26 protein-coding genes and 3 tRNA genes are annotated in these 26719 nt (G+C 70.3%); 19 read left to right on the plus strand and 10 right to left on the minus strand.

Annotation, left to right across the window (positions count from 1 at the left end):
* The first annotated feature begins 19 nt into the window (after positions 1-19).
* From ABEA87_RS00670 to ABEA87_RS00680, 3 genes are read left to right on the plus strand one after another with little or no spacing between them, the layout of a single operon-like run.
* The gene (locus tag ABEA87_RS00670) at positions 20-2182 is read left to right on the plus strand and encodes an MMPL family transporter (RefSeq protein ID WP_345625064.1); all 2163 of its coding nucleotides are present in this window, start codon (positions 20-22) and stop codon (positions 2180-2182) included.
* 9 nt (positions 2183-2191) lie between these two features.
* Complete coding sequence (locus tag ABEA87_RS00675; RefSeq protein ID WP_345625065.1) at positions 2192-2740, plus strand: hypothetical protein; 549 nt, start codon at positions 2192-2194, stop codon at positions 2738-2740.
* Positions 2737-4071: a PrsW family intramembrane metalloprotease gene (locus ABEA87_RS00680; protein ID WP_345625066.1), complete on the plus strand. Its 1335-nt coding sequence runs from the start codon at positions 2737-2739 to the stop codon at positions 4069-4071. The genes ABEA87_RS00675 and ABEA87_RS00680 overlap by 4 nt, the downstream gene beginning before the upstream one ends.
* A gap of 251 nt (positions 4072-4322) precedes the next feature.
* On the opposite strand, the gene ABEA87_RS00685 is transcribed toward ABEA87_RS00680, so the two are convergent.
* Complete coding sequence (locus ABEA87_RS00685) at positions 4323-4568, minus strand: hypothetical protein (protein WP_345625067.1); 246 nt, start codon at positions 4566-4568, stop codon at positions 4323-4325.
* Positions 4569-4759: 191 nt separating this feature from the next.
* Between ABEA87_RS00685 and ABEA87_RS00690 the strand changes: the two genes are divergently transcribed.
* Together ABEA87_RS00690 and ABEA87_RS00695 are read left to right on the plus strand one after the other, a co-directional pair.
* Positions 4760-5599, plus strand: coding sequence for a 3-hydroxyacyl-CoA dehydrogenase family protein (locus ABEA87_RS00690; RefSeq protein WP_345625068.1), 840 nt, complete (start codon positions 4760-4762; stop codon positions 5597-5599).
* Positions 5596-6339 (plus strand): enoyl-CoA hydratase/isomerase family protein, encoded by a 744-nt coding sequence (locus ABEA87_RS00695; protein WP_345625069.1) that lies wholly within the window; start codon positions 5596-5598, stop codon positions 6337-6339. The genes ABEA87_RS00690 and ABEA87_RS00695 overlap by 4 nt, the downstream gene beginning before the upstream one ends.
* A gap of 96 nt (positions 6340-6435) precedes the next feature.
* On the opposite strand, the gene ABEA87_RS00700 is transcribed toward ABEA87_RS00695, so the two are convergent.
* A complete protein-coding gene (locus ABEA87_RS00700) occupies positions 6436-7764 on the minus strand; it encodes an ABC transporter substrate-binding protein (protein ID WP_345625070.1) in 1329 nt (442 codons plus the stop codon).
* Between the two features lie 94 nt (positions 7765-7858).
* On the opposite strand from ABEA87_RS00700, the gene ABEA87_RS00705 reads away from it, so the two are divergent.
* Together ABEA87_RS00705 and ABEA87_RS00710 are read left to right on the plus strand one after the other, a co-directional pair.
* Positions 7859-8308 (plus strand): PaaI family thioesterase, encoded by a 450-nt coding sequence (locus ABEA87_RS00705; RefSeq protein WP_345625071.1) that lies wholly within the window; start codon positions 7859-7861, stop codon positions 8306-8308.
* 23 nt (positions 8309-8331) lie between these two features.
* On the plus strand, positions 8332-8721 hold the full coding sequence (locus ABEA87_RS00710; RefSeq protein WP_345625072.1) for a hypothetical protein: 390 nt from the start codon (positions 8332-8334) through the stop codon (positions 8719-8721).
* Positions 8722-8733: 12 nt separating this feature from the next.
* Here the strand turns inward: ABEA87_RS00710 and ABEA87_RS00715 are convergent, their stop codons facing one another.
* Positions 8734-9216: a GNAT family N-acetyltransferase gene (locus ABEA87_RS00715; RefSeq protein ID WP_345625073.1), complete on the minus strand. Its 483-nt coding sequence runs from the start codon at positions 9214-9216 to the stop codon at positions 8734-8736.
* A gap of 67 nt (positions 9217-9283) precedes the next feature.
* Between ABEA87_RS00715 and ABEA87_RS00720 the strand changes: the two genes are divergently transcribed.
* From ABEA87_RS00720 to ABEA87_RS00750, 7 genes are all read left to right on the plus strand, one after another.
* Positions 9284-9604, plus strand: coding sequence for an STAS domain-containing protein (locus ABEA87_RS00720; protein WP_345625074.1), 321 nt, complete (start codon positions 9284-9286; stop codon positions 9602-9604).
* A gap of 293 nt (positions 9605-9897) precedes the next feature.
* Positions 9898-10467 (plus strand): RNA polymerase sigma factor, encoded by a 570-nt coding sequence (locus tag ABEA87_RS00725; protein ID WP_345625075.1) that lies wholly within the window; start codon positions 9898-9900, stop codon positions 10465-10467.
* Positions 10467-11612 carry a hypothetical protein gene (locus tag ABEA87_RS00730; RefSeq protein ID WP_345625076.1) on the plus strand — a complete coding sequence of 382 codons (1146 nt, stop codon included), beginning with the start codon at positions 10467-10469 and terminating at the stop codon, positions 11610-11612. Before ABEA87_RS00725 ends, ABEA87_RS00730 begins: the two co-directional genes overlap by 1 nt.
* A gap of 203 nt (positions 11613-11815) precedes the next feature.
* A complete protein-coding gene (locus ABEA87_RS00735) occupies positions 11816-12727 on the plus strand; it encodes a serine hydrolase (protein WP_345625077.1) in 912 nt (303 codons plus the stop codon).
* Between the two features lie 185 nt (positions 12728-12912).
* Complete coding sequence (locus ABEA87_RS00740; RefSeq protein ID WP_345625078.1) at positions 12913-13434, plus strand: hypothetical protein; 522 nt, start codon at positions 12913-12915, stop codon at positions 13432-13434.
* A 17-nt stretch (positions 13435-13451) separates the two neighbouring features.
* Positions 13452-14750, plus strand: a complete 1299-nt coding sequence (locus tag ABEA87_RS00745; RefSeq protein ID WP_345625079.1) for a sensor histidine kinase — start codon at positions 13452-13454, stop codon at positions 14748-14750.
* An 8-nt stretch (positions 14751-14758) separates the two neighbouring features.
* Positions 14759-15403, plus strand: coding sequence for a response regulator transcription factor (locus ABEA87_RS00750; RefSeq protein ID WP_345625080.1), 645 nt, complete (start codon positions 14759-14761; stop codon positions 15401-15403).
* Between the two features lie 38 nt (positions 15404-15441).
* Here the strand turns inward: ABEA87_RS00750 and ABEA87_RS00755 are convergent, their stop codons facing one another.
* Together ABEA87_RS00755 and ABEA87_RS42490 are read right to left on the minus strand one after the other, a co-directional pair.
* Positions 15442-16104 (minus strand): response regulator, encoded by a 663-nt coding sequence (locus ABEA87_RS00755; protein WP_425570676.1) that lies wholly within the window; start codon positions 16102-16104, stop codon positions 15442-15444.
* A complete protein-coding gene (locus ABEA87_RS42490) occupies positions 16092-17234 on the minus strand; it encodes a sensor histidine kinase (protein ID WP_425570677.1) in 1143 nt (380 codons plus the stop codon). The genes ABEA87_RS00755 and ABEA87_RS42490 overlap by 13 nt, the downstream gene beginning before the upstream one ends.
* 130 nt (positions 17235-17364) lie before the next feature.
* Here ABEA87_RS42490 and ABEA87_RS00765 point away from each other — a divergent pair, with 130 nt between their 5' ends.
* From ABEA87_RS00765 to ABEA87_RS00775, 3 genes are all read left to right on the plus strand, one after another.
* Positions 17365-17790, plus strand: coding sequence for a DUF6069 family protein (locus ABEA87_RS00765; protein ID WP_345625081.1), 426 nt, complete (start codon positions 17365-17367; stop codon positions 17788-17790).
* Between the two features lie 11 nt (positions 17791-17801).
* The gene (locus tag ABEA87_RS00770) at positions 17802-18938 is read left to right on the plus strand and encodes an alpha/beta hydrolase (protein ID WP_345625082.1); all 1137 of its coding nucleotides are present in this window, start codon (positions 17802-17804) and stop codon (positions 18936-18938) included.
* A gap of 354 nt (positions 18939-19292) precedes the next feature.
* Entirely contained in the window at positions 19293-19844 is a 552-nt protein-coding gene (locus ABEA87_RS00775; RefSeq protein ID WP_345625083.1) for an RICIN domain-containing protein, read from the plus strand.
* A 344-nt stretch (positions 19845-20188) separates the two neighbouring features.
* Here the strand turns inward: ABEA87_RS00775 and ABEA87_RS00780 are convergent, their stop codons facing one another.
* Positions 20189-20620 carry a hypothetical protein gene (locus ABEA87_RS00780; protein ID WP_345625084.1) on the minus strand — a complete coding sequence of 144 codons (432 nt, stop codon included), beginning with the start codon at positions 20618-20620 and terminating at the stop codon, positions 20189-20191.
* Positions 20621-21096: 476 nt separating this feature from the next.
* Here ABEA87_RS00780 and ABEA87_RS00785 point away from each other — a divergent pair, with 476 nt between their 5' ends.
* Entirely contained in the window at positions 21097-22077 is a 981-nt protein-coding gene (locus tag ABEA87_RS00785) for a phosphotransferase (RefSeq protein ID WP_345625085.1), read from the plus strand.
* 661 nt (positions 22078-22738) lie between these two features.
* Complete coding sequence (locus ABEA87_RS00790; protein WP_345625086.1) at positions 22739-24808, plus strand: tetratricopeptide repeat protein; 2070 nt, start codon at positions 22739-22741, stop codon at positions 24806-24808.
* A gap of 487 nt (positions 24809-25295) precedes the next feature.
* Here the strand turns inward: ABEA87_RS00790 and ABEA87_RS00795 are convergent.
* From ABEA87_RS00795 to ABEA87_RS00810, 4 genes are all read right to left on the minus strand, one after another.
* Positions 25296-25372 (minus strand) — tRNA-Phe (locus tag ABEA87_RS00795).
* 94 nt (positions 25373-25466) lie between these two features.
* A tRNA-Asp gene (locus ABEA87_RS00800) sits at positions 25467-25543 on the minus strand.
* Between the two features lie 36 nt (positions 25544-25579).
* Positions 25580-25652: transfer RNA gene (locus tag ABEA87_RS00805), tRNA-Glu, on the minus strand.
* Between the two features lie 154 nt (positions 25653-25806).
* Positions 25807-26670 (minus strand): polysaccharide deacetylase family protein, encoded by an 864-nt coding sequence (locus ABEA87_RS00810; protein ID WP_345625087.1) that lies wholly within the window; start codon positions 26668-26670, stop codon positions 25807-25809.
* Positions 26671-26719: the final 49 nt, after the last annotated feature.

Raw genomic sequence — 26719 nt, forward strand, 5'->3', positions numbered from 1 at the left:
CCATCATTTGGGAGGTTCGATGTTCGCAGCCGTCGCCCGCGCGGTGACCCGCCGCCCGTGGCTCGTGATCGTCAGTTGGCTGGTGGTTGCCGGAGCGCTCATCCTGGTCGCCCCGGGCATCAGCACGGTGACCAACCCGGACCAGGCCGCCTCGCTGCCCTCCGGATCGGAATCCGCGCGCGCGGCGGCGCTGGCCGAGCGCGAGTTCCCCGACTCGGCCCGGTCCACCGCGGTGCTCGTGGTGACCCGCCCGGGCGGCACGCTGTCCGGGACCGACCTCGCGTCCGCCGGCCGGCTCGCCGACCTGCCCCGGCCGCCGGCGGTCACCGGCATGGCCTTCGACCCGGTGCGCGGCGTCGCGGCCAACCGGCGGGTGGCGATGCTCGTGGTGAGCTTCGCCGGGCCGGCGGAGCGAGCGGACACCCGGTCCGCCGTTACGCTGCTGCGCCACTCGAGCGCGACGGCACTGGCCGGCACCGGACTGTCCGTCGGCATGACCGGGCAGGCCGCGGTCGCGGCCGACACCAAGGGCGCGTTCGACCACGCCACCGTGATCGTCACCGTGGCGACCCTGGCGCTGATCGTCACCCTGCTGCTGCTGATCTTCCGCAGCCCGGTGGCGGCGCTGCTGCCGCTGCTCACGGTCGGACTGGGGTACGGGGTGGTCACGGCCCTGGTCGCGTCCGCCGGCCGGCTGCTGGGCTTCCAGGTGGGTCAGGAGCTGCCCACCATGCTCACCGTGGTGCTGTTCGGCATCGGCACCGACTACGTGCTGTTCCTGTTGTTCCGCTACCAGGAGCGGCTGCGGGCCGGCGACCGGCCGACCGAGGCGGTGGTGACCGCGCTGACGCGGGTGGGCGAGGCCGTGGCCTCGGCGGCGCTCGCCGTGATCGCGGCGTTCGGCGCGCTGATCCTGGCCAGGCTCGGGTTCTACCGCACGCTGGGTCCGGCCCTGGCGATCGGCGTTGCGGTGACACTGCTCGCCGCGCTGACCCTGGTGCCGGCGGTGCTGACGGTACTGGGGCGCTGGGTGTTCTGGCCCGCCCGTGGCTTGGCGCGCGGCGGCGCACCCAGCGGCGGTCCCGTGGCGGCCGGCGGTCCCGTGCTGGCTGGTTCGAGGCCGGGGCGCGTCGCGGTACTGGGTCGGCTCGTCGGCCGCCGGCCGCTGCTCGTGCTGCTCGGCGGCGTACTGCTGCTCGGCGGGCTGGGCGTCGGGCTCGGCTCGGTACACCCGTCCTACGACCCGGTAGGGCAGCTGCCCGCCGGTACCGAGTCGAGCCGCGCCTTCCGGCAGCTCCAGCTCGGGTTCCCGGCCGGTGCGCTCAACCCCACCACGGTGTACCTGCGTTCCGAAGCCCCGATCGGGCCCACCCAGCTCGGCCGGTTCGTGTCGCGGCTGGCGGCGTTGCCCGGGGTGGCCTCGCCGCTGCCCCCGGTCGTGTCGACCGACGGGCGCACCGCGCAGGTGCCGCTCGTGCTGTCCGCGCAGCCGTACTCGACGGCCGCGCTGAACCTGGTGGACGGCCCGCTGCGCGACCGGGCAAGGGCGGCCGCCCCGGCGGGCACCACCGTGCTGCTGGGCGGCCAGACGATGGCCTACGCCGAGGTGCGCGACGCGACGCACCGGGATCTGGCGGTCATCTTCCCGGTGGCGGCGGCGCTGTTCGTACTGATCCTCGGCGGGCTGCTCCGCGCGCTGCTCGCCCCGGTGCAGCTGGTCGTGCTGGTGGTCGCCGGGTTCGCCGCCACCCTCGGCGCGACCGCCTGGCTGTTCGCCGACTCGCTGGCGTTCAGCATCCCGATCGTGCTGTACCTGTTCGTCACGGCCATCGGCACCGACTACAACATTCTGATCACCGCCCGGCTGCGCGAGGAACTGCGCGACGGGCGCGGTCCGCGCGAGGCGGCGGCCCTGGCCGTGGCGCATGCCGGACCATCGGTGGCGGCGGCCGCGGTGATCCTCGCCGGTACCTTCGCCGCGCTGCTGATCTCGGGCGTGCCGTTCTTCGTCCAGATCGGCTTCGCCGTGACGCTGGGCATCGCGCTGGTCGCCTTCGTGGTGTCGCTGTTCGCGGTACCGGCGTGCGGGGCGCTGTCCGGGGCGGCCGGATGGTGGCCCTCCCGCCCCCGGCCGTCCACCACGGTGAAGATGAAGACACCACGCGTCGTCGCCGGACGGTAACTTCATGGGATGCGACCCCGGCTGCTGCGCAACGCGTTGTGGAGCCTGGCCGTGCTCGCCGTCCTGTCCGGGCTGGGCCTCGGCCTGCCCGCCCTGGACAACGCCATCGCCTCGGCCCGCCCGGTTCCGGCCGGCGCGTACTACGTCGGGGCCGGGGTCAGCGTGCTGCCGCCGGCCGGCGCGCAGGTCGACGTCACCCGGACGACCCCCGCCGAGGATCAGGGCGCCGCGTTGTTCCTGCTCGGCGGGGTGCGATATTCGGTGCTGGCGGAGCCGTTCACCGGCGGGTTGGACGAGGCCACCGCCCAGCTGCGAGCCAGGATCACCGCCAACCGCGGGTACCAGGTGATCGGTGGCGAGTTGCCGGTACGCACCGACTCGGGGGTGGCCGGCCTGCAGGGCGGCTACACCTCGCCGGGGCGGGAGGGCCGGTACACGGTCTTCCTCTCCGCCGGCACGGCGGTTCAGGTGACGTTCGCAGGAGGCGACCTGGAACTGCACGACTCCCTGGCGGCCCTGGAGACCAGCGTGCTCAGCATCACCTTCGGCCGTTCATGACCACCGATTCCAGGCGCGGCGCCGAGTCGGAGGCGGAGGACGGCGGCCGGGCGGACGTGCCCGAGCCCGGACTGGTCATCCCCACGCCGGCCGGGGCGCGAGCCCGCCGATCGCTGCGCCTGCCATCGTTCTGGCTGCTGGTCGTGCTCATCGCGGTCGGCGGCTGGCGCATCGGCGGCCTGTTGCGTCGCGAGGCTGTCGGGTACCCGTCGGCCACCGCCCTCGCGGTGGTGCTGTTCGCCCTCTACGCCATCCTGTTCGTCGCGGTCGTGCGCAGCCTCGACTACTTCGAACGGGAACCGCCGCTGCTGCTGCTCGCCGCCCTCGGCTGGGGTGCGCTGACCGCCACCGCGGTGGCGGTGCCGGGCGACTCCGCGGTGCACAACCTGCTGGCCAAGCTGGTCTCACCGGCGTTCGCGGCCAGTTGGGGGCCGGCGGTGGCCGCGCCGACGGTCGAGGAGTTGGCCAAGACCCTCGGCGTGGTGGTCATCGTGCTGACCGCCCGCGCACAGATCAACAGCGTGGTGGACGGCTTCGTCTACGGCGCCTTCGTCGGGCTGGGCTTCCAGGTCGTCGAGGACATCGGGTACGCGCTCAACGCGGTGGCGCTGGCCGGACACGGCGACACCCTGGGGCCGGTGGTCGGCACCTTCCTGCTGCGCGGATTCCTCGGCGGGCTGTGGAGCCACACGCTGTTCTCCGCGCTGGCCGGCTCGGGCATCGCGTACGCGGCACTGCACCACGACCGTTCGCTGTGGCGACGCTGGGGCGTGGCGCTCGCGGCGCTGGCCGGCGCCTGGCTGTTCCACTTCGGCTGGGACTCGCCCCTGCTGGCCGACGGGTTCGGGTACGGCGCCCCCGGCGTGCTGGTGGCACTGCTGATCAAGGGGATACCCGCGCTGCTGCTGGTAGCGCTGCTGATCAAGCGGGCTGGTCGGCGGGAGGCCGGCTACTACCTGAAACGGCTCGCCGGCGACGTGCGGGTGGCGACCCCGGGCGAGCTGGCCGCGCTCGGCTCGGCGCGCGGCCGGGCCGCGGCCCGCCGGTTCGCCCTTCGGCAGGCCGGCCGGGCGGGACGCCGGACGGTACGGCGGCTGCAACGGGCCCAGGCGCTGCTGGCGCTGGAGCTGTCCCGGGGCGGGCCGAGGGTCGGCCAGTACCGCACCGCCGCGCTGGCCCAGCGGGAACTGCTGGAGGCCCGGGGGCACCCGGATGCGATCGCGCCGGACGAGCCCGGGTCGGGCGCCTGGTCCTGGCTGGTCGGGTGCGTGTGCGCCGCGGTCCTGGCGGTCGTGGTGGCGCTGGCCATCCGCGCACTGGGCGGCGGCTGAGACTCGGTGGGGGCTGTGAGGGGCGACGGGGCCTGAGAGTCGACGGCGGCTGAGGGTCGACGGCGGCTGAGGGTCGACGGCGGCTGAGGGTCGACGGCGGCTGAGGGTCGACGGGGCCCGAGGGTCGGCTCAGGGCGGCGCTATCCCGGGAATGGTTCGGGTCCGCACGCGACGCCGCCGGCGGGCCCGCCCGGTGGGCCGGCCGCCGGCGACGTCAGGGTCGGCGAGGCGCCGAGCTCGGCAAGGGTGGTTCAGGCCGTCGGCGCGTGGCCGCCGTCGCCGTCAACGATCTTGTCCGGGGTACCGTCCTGGTCGAGGTCGACCATCGTGACGTCGACCTTTCCGTCACCATCGGTGTCGAACTGGAACAGGTCCGCCTTGCCATCGCCGTCGGTGTCGGTCGCCCACACGTCGGCCTTGCCGTCCTTGTTGGTGTCAGCGGCGATCAGGTCGTGCCGGTCTTCACCACGAGTCTCTACGGTCTCGCCGTCAGCCATCGATTTCCCTCTCCCGATCGGCGACCGGTCCGGGTCGTCGCGCGGATTCAGCCGCGCCGAGCCACACCGGTCGGCGACCGGCCTGGGTCGTCGCGCGGATTCGGACGCGCCGAGCCAGACCGGTCGGTACATGTCGGCGTTCACCGTAGCCCAGCGTTCAAGCCCGGCGACCGCGGCGGCAGAATCCGAGCATGACTGAGCGTTTCGTGGTGATCGGGGCCGGCACCATGGGCATCGGTATCGCCTATGTGGCGGCCAACGCCGGGTACCAGGTCGAACTCGTCGAGGTTTCCGAGGCACAGGCGCAAGCCGCCCGGCAGCGGCTGGGCGGGGTGTGGGACGGTGCGGTGGGCCGGGGCCGGATGTCCGAGGCCGACGCGTCGGCCGCCCGTACCCGGGTCGAATTCGTGACCTCGCTCGGCGGGGTGGCCGACGGGCCCGACGTGATTGTGGAGGCCGTGCCCGAGCGCCCCGAGCTCAAGCGGGCGGTCCTCGCCGAGGCGGTCGGGAAGCGCCCGGCCCTGCTCGGCTCCAACACCTCCAGCATCCCGATCGCCACGCTCGGCGAGCGGGTCATCGGCCTGCACTTCTTCAACCCGGTCTGGGCCATGCCGCTGTTGGAGATCGTGGTCGCCGACGGCACCGGACCCGAACTCGTGGACGCCGCGCGTTCACTCGCCGCCCGGCTGGGCAAGGACCCCGTGGTAGTGCGCGACCTGCCCGGCTTCGCGACCTCGCGGCTGGGCATCGCGCTGGGACTGGAAGCGATCCGGATGGTGGAGGACGGAGTGGCCACCGCGGCCGATATCGACAAGGCCATGACGCTCGGGTACCGGCATCCGATGGGTCCGCTGGAACTCACCGACCTGGTCGGGCTCGACGTGCGGCTGGACATCGCCCGGACGCTCCGCGACGCGTACGGTCCCCGATTCGAGCCGCCGGCCCTGCTTGAATCGCTGGTGGCGCAGGGGCATCTCGGCCGCAAGAGCGGGCGCGGCTTCTACGAGTGGAATGACGGGGTGCGGCAGTGAACTCGCTGCGGATCGAGGAGCGCGGCGACCGGATGGTCGTGACGCTGGACCGGCCGGAGAAGCGCAATGCGATCGACGCCGGGATGGTCGCCGAGCTGCACGAGCTGTGCGCGACGCTCGAGCAGCACCCGAAACTGCTGCTGCTCACCGGGGGCACCGACGGGATCTTCGCGGGTGGGGCCGACATCGGCCAGCTGCGCGACCGGGGCCGGATGGACGCGCTCGCCGCGATCAACGTGGGCGTCTTCGAGCGGCTCCGGCGGCTGCCGATGCCCACCCTGGCTGCCCTGGACGGCCCGGCGCTGGGCGGCGGCGCGGAGCTGGCGTACGCCTGCGACCTGCGGATCTGTACGTCCCGCACGTTCTTCGGCCAGCCCGAGGTGAAGCTGGGCATCATCGCGGGGGCGGGCGCGACCTACCGGCTGCCCGCGCTGATCGGCGAGGCGCTGGCCAAGGAACTGCTGTTCACCGGCCGCCGCGTGCCGGCCGCCGAGGCGCTCGCGATCCGGCTGGTCAACCGGGTGGTGGAGGAGCCGGGCGAGCTGCTTGTCGCGGCGCACTCTCTGCTGGACGAGATCGCCGGCGGCTCGGCGCTGGCGCTGCGGCTGACCAAACTGGCGGTCGACGCCCCGGCCGCCCATCCGGCCGCCGAGCTGCTGGCCCAGGCCGTCCTGTTCGAGGACGAGGAGAAGCGCGAGCGGATGGACGAGTTCCTGTCCCGCCGGCAACGCCCGCGCTAGGTATCGCCCCCCAGGGCAACATCGCCGCTCAGGGCAACGCGATGGGCCGATGGGCCCCGGCGTGCGGGCATACCGCCGGCCGGGGCCTGTCCGGAGCTACGACTGGGCGAACTTGATTCCGGCCGCCTGCAGGGCGGCGATCACGCCCGCCGACTCGTCGTAGCCGGCCACCATCACCGAGTCCGGCTTGAACGCCATGATCGCCTTGGTGATCGCGCTGAAGTCCTTCTGGTCATCCTGGTAGGTCCTGGTGGCCAGGGCGTTCTGCTTGATCCCGGCCGCGATCAGGTCCTTGCTGACCCCGTCCCGCAGGCCGGTGCCGTACGAGTCGTCGCGGGACACAATGAACACCCGCTGCGCGCCGCCGCGCATGATCACGTCGGCCAGCGCCTGCGACTGGTACGAGTCGGGCGGGCAGGTCCGGAAGAACAGGCCATGGTCGTCGACCGTGGACAGGGTGGACGACGTGGCCGACGGGGACACCAGGATCCGGCCGGCCGACACCGCCTTCGGGATCAGCGCGGTCGCCTCGTCCGAGGACGGCGGCCCGATCATGATCGGGATGTTCTGCGACACGAACGAGTCGAACTGCGCGGACGCCTTGTCCACGCTGGTGCCGTCGTCGCCGTCGACCGCGGTGACCGGCTTGCCGAGGATCCCGCCAGCGGCGTTGATCTCCTTGACCGCCAGGTGCGCACCGGCGAACATCGGCGGACCCAGCGGCGCCAGCGAGCCGGTCTTCGGCAGGATCAGCCCGAGGCTGAGCGGCTTGGCCGTGCTACCGCCGTGGTTGCCGGAGTGCGACGGCGACGCCTGCTTGCTGGCGTCGCTCGTGTCGCCGACCGAGACGAATTCGGTCTTCCCGTCATCGATCCGGTTGTTCTCGCCGAAGTGCAGGGTGCCGTAGGACGCGGTCGCAGGCTCGCCCGAGTCGGTGAACCCGTCGGGGACGGCCACTCCGCGGTACGCGATGTCCTTGCCTTCGGCGATGGCGGACAGGCAGTCCTTCACCAGCGTGCACTCGACTCCGCCCGGCTGCAGGGTGGTCACCCCGTCGACGTACTTGGCCACCGTCAGCGGGTCGGTCGTGCCCGCGATCTGCACCGCCAGCGCGCTGATCACCACCGCGTCGTACGACTCGCCGGCGTAGTTGTCGTCGGCCAGGGTCGAGTCGACGGAACTCAGCCGTTGCTTGAAGTCGTCGGACAGCTGAGTCAGCGGGGTGGTGCCCACCATGCCGCTGATCGCCCCGGCCGTCTTGAAGTCCGCCCCGAACGTGTTGCTCATGTTGCCGTCCGTGCCGTACAACCGGATCCCCTTGTTGGGCGCGATACCGGTCGTGCTGGTCGACTTCGAGGCGCAGCCGCTCACCGCGATCAGCAGGGTGGCCGCGATCGTGACGAGGGCCTTGGCGTTTGTGCGCATGGGGCCGTCTCCCTCCAAAGGTCCCGGGTCACCCTAGCGTGCTTGTGGTACCGATCGCCTCCGGCCCTGGTCCCACCGGGTACCGTCCGTGTTCATGGACGCGTTGGAAGAGGCCCGCCCGCAGCGGCCGGAGGGTTCGATCAGGGACTTATCGGACGGAATCGGGGTTCGCGGCTCACTGGCCGAGCGGATGGGCATCACAATCAGTGAGGCATCTCCCCAGCGCGTGGTCGGCTCGATGCCTGTCGAGGGCAACACCCAGCCGTACGGGCTGCTGCACGGCGGCGCGTCCTGCGTGCTGGCCGAGACGCTCGGGTCGGTGGGGGCCGCGCTGCACGCGGCGGCCACGCATGGCGGCATCGCGGTCGGCGTCGACATCAACGCCACCCACCACCGCTCGGCCCGGACCGGCCAGGTGACGGGGGTGGCCACTCCGGTCTACCTGGGTGGCACGATGGCCAGCTACGAGGTCGTGATCACCGACGAACGGGGCGAGCGGATCTGTACCGCCCGGATCAGCTGCCTGTTGCGCCGCCCGGCTTGACCCGGCACTTTAGGCTGAACACCGTGACCCGGCTGGAGAGTGACCCGTACCGCGACGCTGAACTGGTGCTTCGCTCGGCGCTCGGCGACGATCGGGAGGCCCTTGCCGGCACCTTCCACGAGGTGGTCGACCGAGCGGGTGTTTCGGGCGCCTACGACGTGGCCGTGTGCCTGGCCGCCACCATGGTCGGCGAGGGCACCCGGCCCGGAGGTTGGATCCTCGACTTCCCGGACATCGATGAGGTCGCGTACGACGCCCGCTGGGTGGCCCGGTTCGTCAGCGCGTACGTCAACTCCGACCCCTCGATGGGTCGTGCGCTGTTCGGCGCGGCGCTGGCCGACGGCCAACTGCCGGACTGCCTGGTGACCCTGGCCGGCTCCACGGTGGCCACGCTGCGTCGCCGGGCGACCTGAGCGCCACCGGGATCACCAACTCTGGTGCATCACGTGCAGATCGACCAGACCGTGCCGGCTGTGCCGGTAGGCCCGCGGAACGGTACCCACGATCTCGAAGCCGAGTGACTGCCACAGCCGCACCGCGCGCTCATTGGTGCTGACCACCGCGTTGAACTGCATGGCCCGGTACCCCAGCGCCTTGGCCCGGTCGATGATGTGCCGGCCCAGCTCCCGGCCGACCCCGCGGCCGGCGGCGTCCGGATCGACCATGAACGAGGCGTTGGCGACGTGGTCGCCAAGCCCGGGCTGGTTGGGCTTGAGCACCGCCGTACCCACGACGGTCTCCTCGGCGGCCACCCACACCTCGGCCGGCTGCGGCAGCATCCACAGCCGGCGAGCGGTTGTCTGGTCAGTGTCGGGATCCCAACAGTAGGTTTCTCCGCTGGAGACCACTCGGTGCCAGATGGGCCAGATCAGGGGCCAGTCCTCGGCGCTCGCCGGTTGAATACGCATGATCTCTATCCTGCCGGGTCCGGGAAAGTGGCCCTGCCCTGTCGGTGGCGCCGCATATGGTGACGGCATGCCAGGACCGGATGTGTCGTTCGACTGGGAGCACAGCGGCGACACCGCGCAGCTCGTGGTGGATGGCGAGCTCGACGTCGAGGCCGCGAAGGTCCTGGCGCAGCGCGCCGGCGCGCTGCTCGACGACGGGCCGGCCCAACTCGTTCTCGAGATGTCCGGCGTGACGCGCTGCGGCCCCGCGGGGATCACCGCGCTGTTCGAGATGTGGGGCCGGGCCGAGGAGCGCGGCGCGCGGCTGCTCCTGCAAAACCTCGACGCCTCGGTGTACCAGGCGCTCGACGTCGACGGTGGCAAGACCCGCCGCTCGCTTGAACCCTGAGGGCGGCGCCACCCTCCCCGTTCCGCCGCCTTCCCTGTCCCGCCGCCCTCCCCGTTCCGCCGCCCTCCGTGTCCCGTGGTGCGCCCGACCCGCGTGAGTGGCCCCGCGTGGCCGGCCGCGAGGCCGCTCAGCAGGTCGGGCTTTTCCGGATGCTCGACGGCTACACCCTCCCGCCGACCCCCCGGCTCGCCCGCCCATGGTGTGACGGTCCGCGCATCGCGCCCCTCGCCTGAACGCTTTGCCGGCGCGTCGGCAATCTCAGAGTGGAAGGCGAGGCAGAGGCGAGGAGGCTCATGAGGTCAGACGCGGAACTGATCGGCAGATCGCTGACCGGTGACAGGGACGCCTTTGTAGAGGTGATCTACCGCCACGAGAGTGCGGTCGGGGCCTACCTCGCGCGGCGAGTGGGTCGCGAGGCGGCCGAGGACCTGCTCGGCGAGGTGTGGGTGGCGGCCTTCGAGTCCCGGCGGAGCTACGACCAGTCGTTCGCCGAGGCGCGGCCCTGGTTGTACGGGGTGGCGCTGAACAGGCTCCGGCGTTACTGGCGGTCCCGGCCGGCCGAGGAACTCGTACCGGACGTGACGGGCATGGCGAACGGGTGGGACCCCTGGCCGGCCGTGGACGCCCGGGTGGACACCCAGGCGGTGCTCCGGACGGCCCTGGCCAAGCTCAAGCCGGAGGAGCGAGAGGTGCTGACCCTGGTCGCCTGGGAGGACCTGACCGTCGCTGATGCCGCGCGGGCGCTCGGTATGCCGGCCGGGACGGGGCGCCGCCTGCTGCACCAGGCCCGGATGGCGCTGCGGAACGCGCCGGAAGTGGCCGCGCTAATAACCGATCTCAACAGTGTGAAAGCGAGCCAATGATGGTGGACGAGATGGACCTGCTCAGTCAGGTGAAGGACGTCGCGCCCCTGCGGACCGAGGCGTACGAGCGGGCCCGGACCTCGCTGCGGGCGGTAATGGCCGAGTCCGTGACCGCCCTGGTACCTGAGGCGCCCGGGGCGGCCCCGGCGCGCAAGGAGAGGTTCTCCTGGGCGCGTAACCTCCGCGGGTCTCTGGGCATCCTCGGCAAGGCCGGCATCGGTGCCGGGATCACCGTGGCGGCGGCCGGGGTGGCGGTCGTGGTCGTCGCCACGTCGACGCCCCACTCCGCGTCGACGTCACACGTCGCGGCCTCGGCGGGGGCGGCCGGGTCGGCCGCGAAGGCGCCCGCGGTGGGTTCCAGGCTGGTGACCCTGGCGGCCGACGTCAAGGCGAGCGGCGGCTCGCTGTCGGGGGACGCGTCGCTGGTCATCAGGACCCAGACGGCTGACGGCAGGAAGCCGGACGTCACGTACAACCTGTACACCGACAGCGGCGACCTCTACGTGACGGACACCCAGCGCGCCCTCTCATCGGCGATCGCCCATCACGCCAACCTCGCCGAGCCCCAGAACGCCAAGGAGGTGGCGGCGGCGCGCTACGCGGCGACGACCGGCGACCTCGCCAAGGCCCGGGAGCAGATGGTCAACGCCATCCCCAACGCGTGGGGGTTGGGCGTCAGCCCCGCCGAGGCGCAGCAGGAATGGGACAAGGCGATGGCCAAGCTCCAGCCGAAGCTGAAGGCGAACGGGATCACGAGCCCGCTGCCGCGGCCCACCGGCAAGGCCCTGCAGGACGACATCAACAACTACGTCTGGACCAACAGCGTCGACGCGCTGTCCTGGGGGGCGGCCAACCCGGAGGTCCGGGCCGGCGTGCTCAGCCTGATCTCCACCATTCCGGATGTCACCGTCGCCGACTCGACGACCGGCGGCCAGCCCACGCTGACCCTTACGGCGGGACCGGCACTGTTCCAGGGCGCTGGCGAAGAGGTGCTGACGATCAACGCCAAGACCGGCATGCCGATCAGCGCCGTGATGCAGCTCGCTCCGGGGCAGAAGCCGTCGTCGGGCACCATTCCGCCGTCCTCGGACACCTTCAAGGTCTCCCGGGTGACGCTGAGCGACGTCCAGGCCGGCAAGTTCTGATCACCCAAACGCCCGGCACTCGGGATTGCGCCGGGTCCGACCGTGCGGGCCGTCCTCACCTGGGCGGCCCGCACGGCCGCGTCTGCGTACGGCAACCGGCCTGAAAGGCCGAAAGGACGCCCGAAACGGGACGAGAATCAGTCAATCGTGCGATAACACGAAAACCTCTCAAACCCGCGTAGATCATTTGCGACACTCTACTCATGTTGCGCAAATCAGGACGCGTCGCCGCTTCCGGTGCGGCCGCGGCTGGGATTCTTCTTGCCGTTGCTATACCGATCGGGCACAGAATGATCAACCGTTCGGGTGTGTCGCCTGTTGCCGCTGTGCGCCTGCCGTCGGCGACCCCGTCCGCACCTGGACCCGCCTCCCCGAGGCCGTCGGTCGACCCCGCTGTCTACGTGCGTGCGAGGATCGCCGCGTACCTCGCCCAGTACGGCTCCCATGCCTCCTTTGCCTTGCTGGATAAGGTCACCGGCGAGGAGGTCCTCTACCAGGAGGGCACTGAGTTCGAGACTGGAAGCATCGTCAAGGTCGACATCCTGGCCACCCTGCTCTGGCAGGGCCAGCAGTCCGGTACGAGCCTGTCTCAGTCGCAACGGCAGTTGGCGACCCAAATGATCACTGAGAGCGACAACGACGCGGCAACTGCCCTGTGGGATCAGATCGGCGGAGCCTCCGCACTGGCCGAGGCCAACGCCGTGTTCGGGTTGACCGAGACCACGCCGGGACAGGACGGGTACTGGGGCCTGACCACCACAACGGCGGCGGACCAGCTTCGGCTGCTTCAGCTGATCGCCAATTCGTCCGGGCCGCTCAACTCCTCCAGCCGGGCCTATCTGCTTGGCCTGATGAGTCGGGTGGACGGCGACCAGCGGTGGGGCGTACCAGTCGCGGCCGATGCGCAGGCGACTGGCGTGTACGTCAAGAACGGTTGGCTGTCGCGCAGCACAGAGGACGATAAGTGGATTATTAACAGCATCGGCCGGATCGTCGAGCCCGCGCACGATTGGCTGATCGTTGTCCTGTCCAATTACAACGCGACGCAGAACTCCGGGATCACGCTCGTCCAGCATGCCGCCGATCTCGCAGTCCAGGACCGCCCCGTCACCTGAGCGCCGGCCGAGCCCGTCGAGCTCGAGCACCAGTTGAGATCGCATGACGGGCTGAGCTCCCGCCGCACGCACGCAGGGTTCGGTTTACCGAACCCCGAGGTTCCGTGCTGCCACGATTGGTTCGCAGGCGGCCCGCGACAAGCATGGAGACATCACGATCTGGTTGTACAGAAAAGGATTCCACCATGCTTGCCGCCTCCGCTCAGTTGCCCCGTCCGCTGGCCCTCCGATTCGTCTCCGCCGTGGCGCGCGCGCCGTTCACCGGCGACACCTGGCGGCGTACCGCGTATGCCTTCCTCGCGCTGCCCGTCGGGGTGGCGTGCGTGCCGCTGGCGCTCGTCGGTGGGCCGGCCGGCCGGCTGTCGCGCAGGATGGCCCGCGCGCTGCTCGGCCTGGAGGTCGGTGAGCCGGCCCGTACCGGTATCCGGGCGCTGTTCCACGCGGTGCTGACCATCCCGCTGAACTTCCTGGTGGCGGTGATCACCGGGTACGGCTGGTCGATCGTCCTGCTCAACCTCGCGTACCCGGCGCGTCCGCTGGTCGGCCTGGGGGTCGGCGGCGCGAACGCGTGGGGTGGCCCGACGTTCGCCGGAGTGTGGGCCTTCCATGCCGTGGTGGGCGGTTTGGGCTTCCTGTTGATGATGCCGTGGATCGTCCGGGCGCTTACCTGGTCGCAGGGTCGGCTGGTGGGTGCCCTGCTCGGCTGAGCATGCAGAATGCCCGGGTGAGCAGCGTACTGGTGACCGGCGGCCGGATCCTCAGGGCGCCGGTCACCAGGAGAACCTGGGCGGAGTTGGCGTACGTCATCGCCGGCGCGCCCCTGGCGTTGCTGGGCGCCGTCTACGTGGTGGTCAGTTTCCTGCTGAGCGCCGGCCTGGCGGTCACGGCCCTGGGCATTCCGCTGCTGGCGGTGGCGATTCCCGGTGCGCGCGGCCTCGGCCGGGTACGCCGGGGACTGGCCCGCGTACTGCTGGAGGAGACCATCGTGGCGCCCGCCCCGTTCCGCCCGGGTCGCGACGTCTTCGCCCGGATCCGGGCGGGGCTGCGCGACCTCGCCGGCTGGCGGGCGGTCGCGTACCTCGTGGTGAGCCTGCCCGGATCGCTGCTGGGCCTGGCCATGGTACTGGCGTTCTGGGCCTGGGGCGTGATCGCGTTCACCTACCCGATCCAGCACGCGCTGGGCATCAACCAGATGACCGCCCCGGGTCGTGCCGGTGGGATCCGGCACGGGCTCGTGGTGGGTGGCGTCGTCTTCGACACCTGGCCCCGGCTGCTCGTGGTCTGCGCGGCCGGGGCGGTGCTGGTGCTCTCGGCTCCCTGGGTCGTGCGCACCGCCGTCCTACTCGACCGGCTCCTCGTCCGGGGTCTCCTCGGCCCCGACGGCACGTCCGCGCGGATCACCGAACTGCGACGGACCCGGGCCCACGCGGTCGACGAGGCGGCCGCGACTCTGCGCAGGATCGAACGGGACCTGCACGACGGTGTTCAGGCCCGCCTGGTGGCGCTGGGCATGAACCTGACCATGGCCATCGAAACGCTCGACGGCCGGACCTCCGGCGCGACCCGAGGCATGCTCGTCACGGCCCGGGACAACGCCAAGGAGGCGATCAGCGAACTGCGTGACGTGGTCCGCGGCATCCATCCGCCGGTTCTGGACGCCGGGCTCGACGCGGCCATCGCTACCCTCGCCGCCCGCAGCGCGATTCCGGTGGACCTGCGTACCGAAATCACCGAGCGACCCTCGGCGGCGATCGAGACCATCGCCTATTTCTGCGCGGCCGAATTGCTGACCAACGTCGCCAAGCACAGCGGTGCGGACCGCGCGACGGTCGAGGTGACTGCGCGCGGCGGCCGGATCCGGCTGCGGGTGGCCGACAACGGCCGGGGCGGTGCGGGACCGACCGGCGGGACGGGCCTGCGCGGGCTCGCCGACCGGGTGGCTACCGTGGACGGCACCCTGGACACCGACAGCCCGCCCGCCGGACCAACCGTGATCACGGTTGACCTTCCACTGCACGCCTGAGAGTCGAGATGCGCCTGATCATCGCCGAGGACGCCGCCATTCTGCGCGATGGCCTGGCGCAGCTGCTCACGCTGCGGGGGCACGAGGTCGCCGCGGTCGGTGACGCCGCCGCCCTGCGGGCCGCGGTCGGCGAGGACCCGCCCGACGCGGCGATCGTCGACATCCGCCTGCCACCCACGCATACCGACGAGGGGCTGCGCGCCTCCGTCGAGCTGCGCCGCCGCTTTCCTGGGCTCGGTGTTCTGCTGTTCTCCCAGTACGTCGAGACCCGCTTCGTCGACCAGTTGCTGGCGGAGGGCTCGGCGGGCGTCGGGTACCTGCTCAAGGAGCGGGTCGTGGACATCGACGACTTCATCGATGCCCTCCAGCGGGTCGCGTCCGGAGGCACCGCACTGGACCCCGAGGTGGTCACCCAGCTGATGGGTGCGGGCCGCCGAACCAAGGAACTCGGGGCATTGACCCCACGCGAGCGTGAGGTACTCGGGCTCATGGCCCAGGGGCGCACCAATGCCGCTATCGCCAAGCAGTTCGTCGTCACGGAACGGGCCGTCGAGAAGCACATCGCCAACATCTTCACCAAGCTCGGCCTGACCGCCTCCGACACCGATCACCGCCGGGTGCTCGCCGTCCTGCGGTACCTCGAACGCCGCTGAACCGCGGGTGCCGGAGTATGCCTGGTCCAGCGCGACCGTCAGGCGAGGCCGGCGTCGTGGGCGAGCAGGGCGATCTGGGTGCGGTTGTCGAGGTCGAGCTTGGTCAGGATGTGTGAGACGTGAGTCTTCACCGTGGCCAGTGTCATGTTGAGCGACTCGGCTATCTCGGTGTTGTTGTTGCCCTGGGCGATCGCGACGACGACGTCGTGTTCGCGCGGGCTGAGCGCGGCAAGGGTGGCCCTGGCGCGGGCGTAGGTGCCGGCCTGGACGGCGACCCGGTCCATCAGGCGACGGGTGATCCGTGGAGACAGGATCGGCTCGCCGGCCGCGACCTGCCGGACCGCCTCGGCGATCCGGGCCGGCGGGGTGTCCTTGAGCAGGAAGCCGCTGGCCCCGGCGCGCAGCGCGTGCAGGATGTTCTCGTCGGTGTCGAACGTGGTCAGCACGATGACCTCGGGCGGGCGCGGACGTGCCCGCAGGCGACGCGTGGCGGTGATGCCATCGACCCGCGGCATGCGCAGGTCCATCAGTACGACGTCGGGGGCATGCGCGTCGGTCGCGGCGGGGGCCTCGTCGCCGTCGGCGGCCTCGCCGACCACGGCGATGCCCGGGGCACCGTCGAGCATCATGGTCAGCCCGGCCCGGACGAGCGCGTCATCGTCGACGACGAGCACGCGCACCGGTGGGGTCATGCCGGCCATGGTAGCGATGCGCGCAGCCGGAACTCGCCGTCGATCGTCTGGTGGTCGAGCTGCCCGCCGGCCAGGTGCACCCGCTCGGTGAGCCCGACGAGGCCGGCGCCCCCGGACCAACTCGGCGTCGTGCGGTGCGGTGGCAGCGGATTGCGGACGTCGATCCGCAGGCCCGTGCCGGGCCCGCCGTGCAGGTCGACTCGGACCGGCTGGCCGGCGGCATGTTTGCGGGCGTTGGTCAGACCCTCCTGGATCACCCGGTACGCCGTACGGGCCACCGTCGGCGGCGCCTCGGCCGACTCGTCCACCGCCTCGCGCAGCAGCACCTCGGTGCCGGCCTCGCGGGACTCCTCGACCAGGCCCGGGATGTCGGCCAGCACCGGCTGCGGCCGGATGCCGTCGCCGTCCGGCGGATCGTCCTCACGCAGCAGCGAGATCACCTCGCGCAACTCCTCGAGCGCCTGATGCACGCCGTCCCTGACCACGCCCGCGGCCCGGGACAACCGCTCGGGTGAAGAGTCCGGACGGTACTCCATCGCGCCGGCGAAGGTGGCCACGAGCGACAGGCGGTGCGCGAGGACGTCGTGCATCTCCCGGGCGATCTTGCGGCGCTCCAGTACGCGCGCCTCGGCCACCCGGCGGCCCTGCTCTGCCTCGGCACGGCGGGCCCGCTCGTGCAGCGAGTGGATCAGCGCCACACGGGCCTGCGCCCAGGCGCCCCAGCCGACCAGCGCGCCGTAGCTGACGGTGATCAGGGCCAGCCACCACCCGTACGGCAGGCCGCGTTGGGTCCGCCAGAGACCCTGGACCGCCTGAGCGGCGAGCCCGGCCACCGCCACCGCGGTCGCGACCGGGAAGCGCCTGCGTCGCGACACCTGCAACGCGCCGATCATGGCCGCTGGGGTGGCCACCGGCGACAGGGCGGCCAGCACGGTGAGGACGGCTGTGGCGGCGGCCGGCCGCCACAGCGTCAGCGCCGCGAGCGCCCAGCTCAGCGCGCCGGCCGCGATGTCGAGCGCGAGCAGCGGGCCCGGCGGGCGGTCGCTCCACCAGCTCAGGATCGTCACCGCGGTCAGTGCGCCGGACACACCCAGGACTACGGCGAGGGCGGTGGTGTTCGGGCGGCGGTCGCTGCTCATTCGCCGAGGCTAACCAGGGAGGACCCGGGCCCGACACCTTCTAAAGTTGGCGGTCGGGTTGGACAAAGAAGGTGCCGGTGCGGCCCGCGGTCCGATGTTTTCGGCCGGCCGGTCCGCCACGCTCATCGGCATGACGAACGCCATCAAGCACCTCGACCTGACCCGGACCACCGCACGGCGTACCGGCCGCGCTCTCACTGTCATCGCCGCCGCGGCCGGCGCGCTCCTGCTGTGGGCCGTCAACGACCCGTGGGGCGGCAACGACCTCGCCGTCCGCCAGGGGGACGGTGCCCGGCACCTCGGCCCGGCCGCGGTCGTGGTGGCCGCGCTGATCGCCGGCCTGGCCGCCTGGGGCCTGCTCGCGCTACTCGAGCGCACCATCCGCCGCCCCGTCCTGCCGTACCGGATCATCGCGGCGATCGTGCTGATCCTCTCGCTGGTCGCACCGCTGGGCAGCGGCGTAGGCACGAGCAGCCGGCTGGCGCTGCTCGGCATGCATCTGACCGTCGGCGCGGCCCTGATCATCGGGTTGCCCGGCCGGCAGAACTGCCGATAAGGACGGACGTCGTGCCGTTCGGATACGTCTTCTCCGTCGGGCTTCTGGCGTTCTGCACCGCCACCGCCGTGATCGGACCACGGCCCGCGCATACCACCCAGAGCTACTGGGGATTCTGGGCGACCTTCCTGATCAACGAGCTACCGTTCCTCGCCCTGTACGCGCTGGCCGGGGACAGCATCCTCGCCTTCGCGCAGGGCGACCTCGCCTCACCCGGCGGTCTGGTCGCGCTCGCCGTCGCGGCGCTCACCGCGGCCGGCCTCGCCGTCCTGATCCGGCGGGCGCTGCCGACCGGCGCGGAGCTGCGCCGGGCCTTCGCCGACGACGCCGGCATCGACCTGCGGCCGGCGCGCCGGCCGTGGGCCCACATCCTGCTCGCACCGTTCGCCGTGCGGCGTCATGGCGTCGTCCGGGTCGGGAACCTCGCGTACGGCGACGCCGGCAAGCGCAACCTGCTCGACGTCTACCACCGCCGGGACCGCCCCACCGGCGGCCCGGTCCTGGTGTACTTCCACGGGGGTGGCTTCCGGACGGGGCATAAGCGCTGGGAGGGCCGCGCGCTGCTCTACCAGCTCGCCGCCCAGGGTTGGGTAGGGGTGAGCGCCAATTACCGGCTCGCCCCGGCTCACCACTTTCCGAACGCTCACGTTGACGCCAAGCGGGTGATCGCCTGGGTACGGTCCCACGCCGCGGATCACGGCGGCGACCCGCGTACGGTCATCGTGTCCGGGAGCTCAGCCGGCGCCCACCTGGCCTCGATGGTTGCGCTGACCCCGAACGACCCGGCCTTCCAGCCGGGCTTCGAGTCCGCGGACACTTCGGTCGCCGCGGCGATCGGCTTCTACGGGTACTACGGCAGGGTCGGCGGCCCTGGCTCGTCCCCGCTGGATCGGCTCCGCGATGCGCCGCCGTTCCTGTTCCTGCACGGCGACAAGGACAGTTCGACGCTGGTGGAGGACACCCGCGAGTTGGTCACTCGGCTCCGCGAAGTCAGCACCCAGCCCGTCGTGTACGCCGAACTGCCGGGCGCCCAGCACACCTTCGACCTCTTCTACTCCGTGCGCTACAGCCAGATCATCGAAGCGGTCATCGCATTGGGCGCCTGGCTGCGCACCTCCCAGCCCGACGATGATCGGCCAGCCGCCTGATCGAAACGCCGGGCGTCGGCCCGCGGCAGGCCGTCGCGGAATCCGCCGCTCATTGTTGACATTCTGCCGACCGACGGTGTTGGTGGCGACGCGTTCAGGACGTGGCAATCGACTATGCGAGCCGTTGTCAACCGCACCGTACGTCGCAAGCTGGAGAGCGTCAGGTCAGCCGCTTACCAACCGAATGCGTAAAGGGCAATGGGTCGGCATCGGGCATAGCGAGACCAAAGCGGAGTCCTAGCGGTGATCGCTAATGTCGGGGCACACTTTGTCGCGGCCGGCACGCGGTCACAAGTTCAGCTTCGGCGAGCCGGATTTTGCCCGCGACGGTTTCGCGTGGACGAGGAGCAGCACATGAGCAAACGACGCACCCTGAAGAGCGCCGTCACCGTCCTCACAGCGGCAGCCGGCGTACTGGCGGCCGCTGCCGGAACGGCCAATGCCGCCACCGGCGCGATCCTCCGTGCCTCTGACAACGCGGTCACGCCCGCATCTATTACGTTGCAGAAAACGACGGTACTGCGGGACGAGGCGACCCACCGTTGCCTGGAGAGTGACACCGCCAGCACCACCGGGACGAACCGCGTCTACACCACGACCTGCACCGGCAGTAGTCCCCAGGCCTGGGGATGGTATTACGACACCGCCTATGGTGCGTATGAGCTGAAGGACGGCGCAACCGGTATGTGCCTCGACAGCAATTCCTCGGGGAGTGTCTACGCCCTGAAATGCAACAACGGGACGTACCAGCGGTGGATCATGACTTACGACTACATCGATGACACCTACGGATTTCGAGACTATACGACCGGTCTGATGTTGGACAGCAACGCAAGCGGCAGCGTCTACACGAATCCGAACTACGCCAACGCAAACCAGAGTTGGTACGAAACCCTGGGTAGGTAGGGACGGCGATCGGTCCTGGCGCCACTGGCCAGCCTCGCCCGTTCGGCAGGGAGGCCCTGCCCCGGGCACTGGGCAGAAATGGGTCAGCTGTGACCGGCGTTGATGCTGGTCACAGCTGGATTGTTTGGGTGGCCGGGGGCAGGGTCGAACCGCCAACCTCCACTCCTCAGGTCTCACTCGGACCGGCCGGCGGCCACCGCACGGTTCTTCTGTCCATAACGGACTACCTTTGTGCGGTGGCCGTTCCCTGCTCACACGACACGCAGTTATCCGAGCGTGTTTTGTTGAGGATCGCGCGACCGGCGGCCCGCGTCTACGTCTCGAGACCCGGCTGACTTCCTGGGCTAAATCTCTGTGCCGGCGTACCCAAATGCCCTCGAGCCGCACTCATATTCTATGACGACGCCGTTCTGCTCGGGGCATACGTAGAACTTGATTTCGCCGAGGGGAGGCATGTGCAGGTAGTAGTAGGTAGTGGTGCCGCTACCCTCGCGGTTCCACCCGTAGTAGGGTCCTATGTTAGCCAGGTCGTAGCGGTAGTTTATTACCGCGATTCCGTAGCCGTCGGCGTGCGAATCGTGAATGCTCAGCACCTGGGTGTCCGCGTTGAAATAGGCATAGCCAACCGATGCCGTCGCTGTGGCGCTGGTGGGGCTCACGGCGAACGAGGGGCCGGCAGTGACGACCGTGGCGGCGGCCACCGCGGCCACCGTGACGGCAAGCCAGGTCGTCGTGCGCTTCACGAGCGCCATAGCCGATTGGCGGCTGCGTCGCATGAATACGTACCTCCTCAGGCGGAGACGTTTTTCGAGGGATGTTTCGCGAGTGGATGGTAATTTACGCACGAAGACTGCCAATGTCTAGGGTGCAGCCCGCCACTTCCGGGCCATCGCTTCGGCGCTAGATGGGGCGACGCGTCGCCCGCCGACCAGGTCAAAGACTCTCCGGGTCTCCAGCGGTCGCATTCGACGAGCCGGGACAGGCGCTCGACAATGCACACCGCCGTAGTGGAGTACCGACGGGAGCTGTGGCGTGCGCTTTCAGGTCTGGACTGGGCGGGCCAACGGCCCTTCTAGCCTGGCGCTCAGGATCTGATGGCTCCCGTTGGGCTGTCCGCGCTCGGCGCAGTTGCTACACCCGCTGCTACAGCGGCGCCGGTAGCAAACGAGGCCGAGAGCACGGTTCTTCAAGCCGTCCACGTGAGCCGACGGCCGCCGCGGAGTCCCACCGGTCCTGTGATTGGATACGCCGGATGATCGAATCGCAGGCGCCGGTGTTGGAGATGTTGTGGGAGGTCCAGGACCCCCGCCACGCGCTCGACGGACGGTTCGGTTTCAGCGATGAAGAGTCGGCCGGCCGCTGGGTTGCCGCGATGCTGGACGAGTACTGGGACGTTCGCATCGACTCCTGCGAGCGGATCGTCATGAGCGGCCACAACGCGCTGGCTTGGGTCGGCACGCCGTCCGGCCGACTGCTCGCGAAGTGGTCGGTGGCGCCCGAGCGTTTCCCCCGCCTGGCGGAGGCGGCGCGCCTCACGAGCTGGCTTCACGGCCGGGGGCTGCCGGTTTCGGCGCCGGTTCCGGCGCGAGACGGCCGTCTTCAGGTCGAGGTCGACGGTGTCTCGATGGGCCTGCAGCGCGAGATCGTGGGCGACCTCCTCGACACCGCCGATCTCAACCAGGTGCGGGCGGCTGGAGCGGTGCTGGCTCGGTTGCAGGACGCCCTGGCGGCGTACCCGGACGCCGATCAGATTCCCGCGCTCGCCGTTGCGTACAAGCCGTTGACGACCCGGATCACCGACTGGCTCGACTCCCGCGCCGACCATCTGCCGGCGGCGGCTCGTGACACGCTGCGCGGGCTGGTTACCGGCGCGTCACCCGACCGACTTCCGTGGCAGCTCGTCCATTTCGATTTCCGCTCTGCCAACATCTTGTGCGCCCACGGCGAGGTCACCGCGGTCATCGACTTTGAGGAGACCCGGCATGAGCACCGACTCGTCGAGCTGGCCCGCGCGGCCATTCTGCTCGGCACCCGCTACCACAACTGGGGGCCCGTGTCGGCCGAGGTTCGCGCGGCGTTCCTCGCCGGCTACCAGTCCGAGCGCCCGCTGACCCCGGCCGAGACGGGCTGGTTGGACGTCCTCCTGCCCTGGCAGGCCCTCGCGATGGTGCCGCCCGGCGACGATCCGACCGGGTGGAGACCGTCGGCGCTGAGCCAGCTGCCACGACCCTAAGATGCCGCGCCGCCGCGCGGCTTGCCACCGGCGCCACCCGCGCGCCAGACCGGCGCGTACGGCGAGCACCAGGCCGAACCGTCACTCTCGCCCACCGAGGACGTCGCGTGCCTCTTGCGTGCCCCAAGGCTGGCACCGAGGGTGAGGAGGAGCCAGCATCGGTCAATGAGGTGACCAGCCTGGCGAGCACGAGGACAAGACCACGTCGTGCACCCCACATGCGATAGCGGGGGGCGAACAGGGGTCGAAAGAAGGTCGTGGGAGCCAGCCCAGCCGATCGAGATGGTCAAGATCGGTCACGAGGTACTCGGGAAAGCGAAACGGTGACCAGGAGTTTTCACTGGTCACCGTTTCGTTCAGCCCGGCGAGAGCCGGTGGCCAGGGGCGGGGTCGAACCGCCGACCTTCCGCTTTTCAGGTCTCGCTCCGACAGGCTGGCAGACCTTACGGCCTGCCACTTCGTACGTGGCGGTCCCCGTCTGGCTGCCCGTGTTCGGCGCCATTGCTACACCCGCTGCCACAGCGGCGAAAGGCCGACCCACGGGTGGGGTCGCTCGGGCGACGCGAAAGGTGGCTCGACATCGATACGCTCGCGAGGCGAACCGGGTGGAAAGGGGACCAGGATGCCGTCACGGCGGGGGGCGGTATTGTCGCCGGCTCCGGTGGACGGCTGGGGCTGGGTGCGGATCTCGGCCATCGCTGGTGTGGTGGTCTTGGGGGTGTCAGCGGCCACCGCGGTCGTGGCGTTGTGGATGAAGCTGGCTGACAAGCAGCATCATCTGCTGGTCGTGTTGTCGATCTGGTCGGCGGTGCTGGCTGGGGTGGGGTTCGTCGCGGCGGCGGCGGGCAGGATGGCGGATCTGCGCGCGGGTCGTGTGCGGCAGGACGCGCAGTGGCGCCTGACGGTGCGCGGGTTGCTGCAGGAATGCCCCAACGGGATGCCGCCCCGTCTGTCCGCGCTGTCGGACGCGGCGCTGGGGACGACCGAGACCCGGTACACCAGAGCAGGTAATGACCCCTACGTACACCGGCCCGACACGGACAGACAGCTGGCGCAATTGTTCGCCGCTGGTGGGCCGCCGTTCGGGCTGGTGATCGTCGTTGGGGCGTCGAAGGCGGGTAAGTCGCGCACAGCTGCCCACGCAGCCAGGGCCGCGTTGTCGCAGGTAGACCCGCCAGTGTTGTTGCCCCGGAATGGGGAGGCGCTGGCGGCATTGATGCGGCTGGATCAGCCGATACGGCTCCTTGTGCCGACCCTGGTGTGGCTGGACGATCTGACCGCTACCGACCTGTCTCATCTGACCGGTGAGGTGTTGGACATCGTCGCCCGGCACGGGTGGTTGGTGGCCACGATGACCGAGGACCGATGGAACGCGATCCGCAACAGTAGTGGTGATGTCGCGGCTACCGCCCGGGCCGCACTAGGGCGGGCGACCAAGGTGGAGCTGGGCTTCGAGCTGAACGAGACTGAGGCGGCCGAAGCGCACCGGCTGTACCCGGGTGAGCGGGTGACGGCGAGTATCGGGGAGACCTTGGTTGGGGGGCAGTGGTTGATGGACAGGTACCGTGCCGGACGCACCGAGCAGCCCGCCGGGTACGCGCTGGTACAGGCCGCCGTCGACGCCCGCCGCATCGGACTTTCCCGACCGATCAGTGCCTCCGAGCTGCAACGGCTGTTCCCGCTATACCTTCGTCGGGTCCGCATCGACCTTGACCCCACCACCGCCCTGTTCAACGAAGGGCTGACCTGGGCCAAACAACCCGTCGCATCGCAAGTCGCGCTCGTCACCGCCACTTCCGATGGTGGATTCGAGGTGCTGGACTACGTGCTGGCCGTTGAAGATGGACAGGACAACAATTCTGCACGGTCGATCCCTGAGCAGACCTGGGCCGAAGTCATCGACGCCGTCCCCGCCACCGATGCCTATGACATAGGAATTGCCGCATATCTCAAGGGAAATCTGAGATCCGCTGTTGCCGCGATGTGCAAGGCGGTCGACTCCGGTGACGCCGCCGTGGCGCCCATGGCGTCGCTCAGCCTCGGGTTGCTGCTTGCGGAGCAGGGTGATGTGACGGGGGCACGGGCTGCCTACCAGTTGGCGATCGACTCCGGTCACACCCCCGCGGCGCCAGCGGCGGCGTTCAGTCTCGGGGGGCTGCTTGAGGGGCAGGGTGATGTGACGGGGGCACGGGCTGCCTACCAGTTGGCGATCGACTCCGGTGACGCCGCCGCTGCGCCAGCGGCGGCGTTCAGTCTCGGGTTGCTGCTTGAGGGGCAGGGTGATGTGACGGGGGCACGGGCTGCCTACCAGTTGGCGATCGACTCCGGTGACGCCGCCGCTGCGCCAGCGGCGGCGGTCAGCCTCGGGAGGCTGCTTGCGGAGCAGGGTGATGTGACGGGGGCACGGGCTGCCTACCAGTTGGCGATCGACTCCGGTGACGCCACCGCGGCAGCGATGGCGGCGCTCGGCCTCGGGTTGCTGCTTGAGGAGCAGGGTGATGTGACGGGGGCACGGGCTTCCTACCAGTTGGCGATCGACTCCGGTGACGCCGCCGCTGCGCCACTGGCGGCGGTCAGCCTCGGCCTGCTGCTTGAGGAGCAGGGCGATGTGACGGGGGCACGGGCTTCCTACCAGTCGGCGATCGACTCCGGTCACGCCACCGCGGCGCCGATGGCGGCGGACTACCTTCGGAAGCTGAAGAACCCGACTGGCGAGCAGGCAGTCGGGTAGCCAAACGGAAGGACGACGAAGAACCGAGGCCTCCAACGGGCGACGGTGGTCGGCGGGCGCGCTTGTCGGACGCATGCCGTTGGTCACGCCGCGCAGGCGGGTTGAGAGGTTGTCGCGACAGATTTACAGGGAATTGATCTCCCCGCTGCATTGGTGCCGATCGGGCCGCTGGCGGCGGCCTCTTTTCGATGACATCCCACCTCCCTCTCGGGGCGGGGCCCGATTGGCGATCGGTGATTCGCCGGCCCCCCGCGCATGCGCCGGCGACCAGACCACAAGGCCGGTGGAATACCGGTTAGGACCGTACCGACCCGCCAGACGGATTCAGGCACGACACGCGGCGAGAGCGGAGCGGGTCCGGGGCAGCGGGACACAACTGAGACCAGAACTGAGACTACAAGATCATCTAGTTTTGTGATCTAGGGGGAAAGCGAAACGGTGACCAGGAGTCTTCACTGGTCACCGCTTCGTTCAGCCCGGCGAGAGCTGGTGGCCAGGGGCGGGGTCGAACCGCCGACCTTCCGCTTTTCAGGCGGACGCTCGTACCAACTGAGCTACCTGGCCGTTCCCGGGTCATGGTACGCGCTCCGAAGCCGGAGCGAGCATCCACGTGCCCATAAGCCAGACGCCGCACGATGTTCCGCGCGGCGTCGGGGCTTGGCGGTCCTGACGGGACTTGAACCCGCGACCTCCGCCTTGACAGGGCGGCGAGCACTCCAACTGCTCCACAGGACCTTGCGTCGGCCGGCTAAGCGTACGCTAGCCGGTCCGTGCCCCCAACGGGATTCGAACCCGTGCTACCGCCTTGAAAGGGCGGCGTCCTGGGCCGCTAGACGATGAGGGCGGCCCCGCCATCATCGCATATCGCGATTCAGGCGGCTTGAGCTCCCATCCGGCCCCGCCGGAGGCCTGCAAAGCATACGCGATCAGAGATGGAACGCCAAAACCGCGTACCCGTGGTCGCGATGACCCAGACGGGATGGGGTGGCGTACGGGCCTCATCTGGACGCGTTTGCCGAGGTGGGAAGCGGGATCAGCCCGTACTTGTGCTTGAGGTACGGCAGGAGCGTGCGCAGCGCCGCAAGCGTCTGCGACCGGTCGCCCCCGCCGTCGTGCATGAGCACGATCGACCCCGGCCGAGTGTGGTCAATCACATTAGAAATGATGGCCTGGGTACCGGGACGGCTCCAGTCGGCCGGGTCGACGCTCCAGTACAGCGATCTCATGCCCATGCCGGCCGCGATGGAGACGGTCTGCGGGCTGAATTCGCCGCCCGGGTTACGGAAGTACTGGATGCGGGCGCCCGGCACGATGGCGTGGATCGCGTCGTCGGTCCGTTGCAGTTCGGCGACGATCTGCGCGGGGGTCCGGGTGCTCAGCTTCTCGTCGTGGCTCCACGTGTGGTTGCACAGCGTGTGGCCCTCGCGGACTATCCGTTTGATCATGCTCGCCTGCGCCGAGACTTGGCTGCCGATCACGCAGAACGTGGCGTGGACGCCGTACTGCTTGAGGGTGTCGAGTACCCGGCCGGTGTCGGGGCCGGGGCCGTCGTCGAAGGTGAGCGCCACGGCCGACGAACCGGTGTGGTACATCGAGCCATATGGCCCGCGCAGGTCACCGTGGCCGAGGAGGGGAGGCAGCGGTGGCGGCGGCGGGGGCGGGCTGGGGGAAGGGCTGGGCGACGGGCTGGCCAGTGCGGCCGGCTTCGACCGCATCGAGGGACTGGTGGACGGGTGGTCGCCGGCCGCTGACACTGGGTGCCGGGAGCGTGCGGCCTGGTCGTGAGCGGCGTCGCCGGCGGTACAGCTGCCGAGCAGGAGCAGTACGGCCAGCGCGAGGGTGACGGCGCGGCGCCGAGCCATTGGAGATCTCCGGATGAGGGGTTACCGGAACGTGCCCGGACACCGTAAC

Source organism: Rugosimonospora acidiphila, assembly GCF_039543385.1.
In the GTDB taxonomy this organism is placed as follows: domain Bacteria; phylum Actinomycetota; class Actinomycetes; order Mycobacteriales; family Micromonosporaceae; genus Rugosimonospora; species Rugosimonospora acidiphila.

Excerpts from the sequence above, each read along its gene's own strand:
- ABEA87_RS00675 (WP_345625065.1), top strand. The coding sequence starts at position 2,192 with ATGCGACCCCGGCTGCTGCGCAACGCGTTGTGGAGCCTGGCCGTGCTC.
- ABEA87_RS00735 (WP_345625077.1), top strand. The coding sequence starts at position 11,816 with ATGTTGCGCAAATCAGGACGCGTCGCCGCTTCCGGTGCGGCCGCGGCT.
- ABEA87_RS00755 (WP_425570676.1), bottom strand. The coding sequence starts at position 16,104 with ATGGCCGGCATGACCCCACCGGTGCGCGTGCTCGTCGTCGACGATGAC.
- ABEA87_RS00765 (WP_345625081.1), top strand. The coding sequence starts at position 17,365 with ATGACGAACGCCATCAAGCACCTCGACCTGACCCGGACCACCGCACGG.
- ABEA87_RS00810 (WP_345625087.1), bottom strand. The coding sequence starts at position 26,670 with ATGGCTCGGCGCCGCGCCGTCACCCTCGCGCTGGCCGTACTGCTCCTG.
- ABEA87_RS00685 (WP_345625067.1), bottom strand. The coding sequence starts at position 4,568 with ATGGCTGACGGCGAGACCGTAGAGACTCGTGGTGAAGACCGGCACGAC.
- ABEA87_RS00705 (WP_345625071.1), top strand. The coding sequence starts at position 7,859 with ATGGACGCGTTGGAAGAGGCCCGCCCGCAGCGGCCGGAGGGTTCGATC.
- ABEA87_RS00785 (WP_345625085.1), top strand. The coding sequence starts at position 21,097 with ATGATCGAATCGCAGGCGCCGGTGTTGGAGATGTTGTGGGAGGTCCAG.
- ABEA87_RS00670 (WP_345625064.1), top strand. The coding sequence starts at position 20 with ATGTTCGCAGCCGTCGCCCGCGCGGTGACCCGCCGCCCGTGGCTCGTG.
- ABEA87_RS42490 (WP_425570677.1), bottom strand. The coding sequence starts at position 17,234 with ATGAGCAGCGACCGCCGCCCGAACACCACCGCCCTCGCCGTAGTCCTG.
- ABEA87_RS00775 (WP_345625083.1), top strand. The coding sequence starts at position 19,293 with ATGAGCAAACGACGCACCCTGAAGAGCGCCGTCACCGTCCTCACAGCG.
- ABEA87_RS00730 (WP_345625076.1), top strand. The coding sequence starts at position 10,467 with ATGGTGGACGAGATGGACCTGCTCAGTCAGGTGAAGGACGTCGCGCCC.
- ABEA87_RS00715 (WP_345625073.1), bottom strand. The coding sequence starts at position 9,216 with ATGCGTATTCAACCGGCGAGCGCCGAGGACTGGCCCCTGATCTGGCCC.
- ABEA87_RS00690 (WP_345625068.1), top strand. The coding sequence starts at position 4,760 with ATGACTGAGCGTTTCGTGGTGATCGGGGCCGGCACCATGGGCATCGGT.
- ABEA87_RS00700 (WP_345625070.1), bottom strand. The coding sequence starts at position 7,764 with ATGCGCACAAACGCCAAGGCCCTCGTCACGATCGCGGCCACCCTGCTG.
- ABEA87_RS00750 (WP_345625080.1), top strand. The coding sequence starts at position 14,759 with ATGCGCCTGATCATCGCCGAGGACGCCGCCATTCTGCGCGATGGCCTG.
- ABEA87_RS00680 (WP_345625066.1), top strand. The coding sequence starts at position 2,737 with ATGACCACCGATTCCAGGCGCGGCGCCGAGTCGGAGGCGGAGGACGGC.
- ABEA87_RS00780 (WP_345625084.1), bottom strand. The coding sequence starts at position 20,620 with ATGCGACGCAGCCGCCAATCGGCTATGGCGCTCGTGAAGCGCACGACG.
- ABEA87_RS00740 (WP_345625078.1), top strand. The coding sequence starts at position 12,913 with ATGCTTGCCGCCTCCGCTCAGTTGCCCCGTCCGCTGGCCCTCCGATTC.
- ABEA87_RS00720 (WP_345625074.1), top strand. The coding sequence starts at position 9,284 with ATGCCAGGACCGGATGTGTCGTTCGACTGGGAGCACAGCGGCGACACC.
- ABEA87_RS00725 (WP_345625075.1), top strand. The coding sequence starts at position 9,898 with ATGAGGTCAGACGCGGAACTGATCGGCAGATCGCTGACCGGTGACAGG.